The sequence below is a fragment of the Rothia sp. HMSC071C12 genome, assembly GCF_001813895.1.
Taxonomy (GTDB): domain Bacteria; phylum Actinomycetota; class Actinomycetes; order Actinomycetales; family Micrococcaceae; genus Rothia; species Rothia mucilaginosa.
The window spans coordinates 1-2893 of record NZ_KV814344.1 but is presented as its reverse complement, the minus strand read 5'-3'; the positions used below and the strand labels follow the sequence as shown (position 1 = coordinate 2893).

The window sequence follows — 2893 nt, the reverse complement described above, 5'->3', positions numbered from 1 at the left end:
CACACATGTTGACATGCTGTTAAGTCTCCATTTGGCAGAATGTGCAGTGATGGATCTTATCTCAGCACACGCTAGAGCGCCGACAAACCAGCACGTCACGTAACGCTTCCCGTCCGACGTGCAGCCGTTTGCAGTGGACAGTTTTCCGCTAAATGCGGCTGTCACCCCCCGTCTTCGGACCCTTCTTCTCTGTGCTCATCAGACTCATGGGCTGTTGCATCATCCATCAGAAGATCAACAATCCTGCACTCACTATCGGCGATAGACCTTGTCACGAGCTGGGCCTGTAATGCGAAGCCTCTATAACCTCCACCCCTTCCATAAGGCAGCGAAGATCAACTAAGGGATTTCCCTCCAGCCAGAGGTTACGTCTTTAGCACCTCGGTTCTTAGGGCGGAACTTTCAAAGTTCTAACTCGTTTGTCCCTTTGCTAAATGGGGCAAGCTGCGGTGCTGGAGGGTACACCCTCCAGCACCGCCCCGCTTACCGCTTAGCCTTCCAGCACCTCACCCATAAGATAGCCGCATGAGAGACTAGAAGGTTCCTGAAGGGCAAAGCCTTCATGATGCAGAACGTAACGCACGTGGTCATCTCCAAGGTGAGCACGCACATGGGTCTGCACCCGCTCAATGAGCTGTGCATACCCAGGGGCGGGCACAGCCTCTAGAATGCTGTCAAAGACGCTACGGGCACGCTGAGCCCCCGTAGTACCGGCGGACACCGGGGGCATGATAGCGAGAATGGGGCAAAGCTTAACCTCAATGCCAAAGCGGTTAGCCCATGAGAGCACATAGCTAATCTTCCAGTCAGTACGCACCGGCACATCATAGAACTCTTCCAAGCTCAGCACGCCCAAGGTGTACAGCTTTTCGGCGACATGGCGGGCGAACCCCTCCACAGTGCATACGGTGGTTGATACCCCGCCATCAAGGGGGAAAAGTTCAGCGGCGGCACGCCCGTTCAGATGGGCGGAAGCTACCCATGATTTGGGGGCGTACACCTGCACAGCAAGAAGGTTCTCAAAGGGGTTCGGGTCAATGGTTCCCATAGCGACTCATTCCTTTCGGTAAGGGGGTTGTTGGTGCCTCCATCGTCTCGCTATGCGCTGTCTTAAATTCTCAAATTTCCCGGTTTGTCCCTTTGCTAAATCCCTTACTCTGATCCGCCAAATACACACCACCACACCTCTTCAATAAAGGCGCAGCCACACGCAACACCTTCCACCCAGCAGCACAGCTCAGCCCTACCCCCCAAAGGCACCCTCCACACACGGGCACAAAAATGGAGGGCCCTTCAGGCCACAGCCCGAAGAACCCTCCACAAAACGGTTTTAACTCACTTCTAAACTACCGCATCTTTCAGACAACCAGCACACAGACATACCCCCTCAAGGCGGCAACACCTTCCACACCACCTTAGGAAAGCAGAGCACCAGCTATCTTCTAATCAGCCAAAGTCTTATACCCCGTGCCAATCTCACGCGCAGAATGCAAACGAATCCCACGCACCAAACGACCAGTACCACGCTGATCAATACGTTCAACACGCGCAATAAGATTCGGGTCCACTTCAGCAATCTCTCGAGCCGCATCAATGAACTTCTTCCGAAACGCCTTCACACTGGTATCAGCACCAAACTGTCCAGCCAACGCCTCCCACGAAATCACCGCACGCGTCGGAACACCCTGCTCCACCTGATACAAGCGATGCTTAAGCCACAGGAAAATATCAAGCGTCAACGGCGACTTCGTCAAAGCCACCAACTGCTCCCAACGATGACGCCCATGAGGAATCGGATACCGCTGAACCACCTGATCATAGAAACGCTGACTCAGCACCAACTGACTCTTACGCTCATTGAGGTTCCCGTCAGGACTAAAAGCGATGGTCACCTCTTCACCCACCACACAGTTGATGGTGTGCACCAGATGGTCCCCATCAGCGTCCGTACTCACCGTCGTGGACTGGAGCGTAAGAGCTAGCAGCGCTCGCAACTGACGTTCGACTTCGCGGGCGTTTCGGGAGCTCCAGGGGATGCCGAGGTCCCGTAGGAACCCTTTATAACTGGTGGCCAGACTGATGTGCGGGCCACCTGCTTTAACAGCTTCGGTGCACAAATAGTGCAGCAGGATACGGGAGTACTTACCGTAAGGCACGAGGCGTTCGGTTTGGGGGGTGCCGTCTCGATCTACCGTAGTGATGATTCCGGCGGTCATGGTCAATGAGTGGTTGCCGTTATGGCGTTCCCAGGAGATGGAGGGAATGTCGGTCTTCTCTCCTCCGCTGGTGCGCATCACAGGTGCACGGTGAGGCAGAGCGAAGGAGAGGAACGTTTCGGGGTAGTGTGCGATGCGTGAATCTTCAGATGATTCACTCCACTGCGCAACGTCGCCGCTGGGTTCATTGGTAGACTTGGTCATGTCTTCCTCTTTTTTCATGCTTATTTTTGGGAAGGCTACGCCGCCAGGAGGAAATCGCCCTTTTCTTCTGGCGGTATTTTCATACCGTCAGAGTCCTCCTGGAGAATGTTTACTTCCCAGACTCATCGGTTGGTGAATATAACGAGTGAGTACCTCGATATTAGCATATTCTTTCGATTGCGCCGCCGTGCATTTTTCAACTCAACTCCCCCTGCATCAGAGATGAATTTAGGAGGGGGACATTTTGTACCTAATTGCCCTTAGGTACCTCTTTCTAGTGCTTTGAAAAGCTGCTCTTCACCTCAGGGTCCCCACCTCGTTTTCACTAAAGGTTGAAGTGAACTTTAGGGTGGGGACATTTCGTACCCAATACGTTTTTAAGGGGGGATATTTTGTACCCAATACCAGAAAATACGGGGGGTCACTCCATCTCAAAAAAGGGGGACATTTCGTACCCAATAGGGGGGACATTT

2 protein-coding genes are annotated in these 2893 nt (G+C 53.3%); both read right to left on the bottom strand.

Features of this window, described 5'->3' with window-relative positions; all coding sequences use genetic code 11:
• Positions 1 to 490: 490 nt before the first annotated feature.
• Positions 491 to 1048 (bottom strand): hypothetical protein, encoded by a 558-nt coding sequence (locus HMPREF2942_RS00125; RefSeq protein WP_070687838.1) that lies wholly within the window; start codon positions 1046 to 1048, stop codon positions 491 to 493.
• 394 nt (positions 1049 to 1442) lie between these two features.
• The gene (locus HMPREF2942_RS00120; protein WP_070687835.1) at positions 1443 to 2420 is read right to left on the bottom strand and encodes a replication protein RepA; all 978 of its coding nucleotides are present in this window, start codon (positions 2418 to 2420) and stop codon (positions 1443 to 1445) included.
• Positions 2421 to 2893 lie beyond the last annotated feature (473 nt).

Bases quoted from the DNA above. Each gene is read 5' to 3' on its own strand.
- HMPREF2942_RS00125 (WP_070687838.1), bottom strand. From the start codon at position 1,048: ATGGGAACCATTGACCCGAACCCCTTTGAGAACCTTCTTGCTGTGCAG.
- HMPREF2942_RS00120 (WP_070687835.1), bottom strand. From the start codon at position 2,420: ATGACCAAGTCTACCAATGAACCCAGCGGCGACGTTGCGCAGTGGAGT.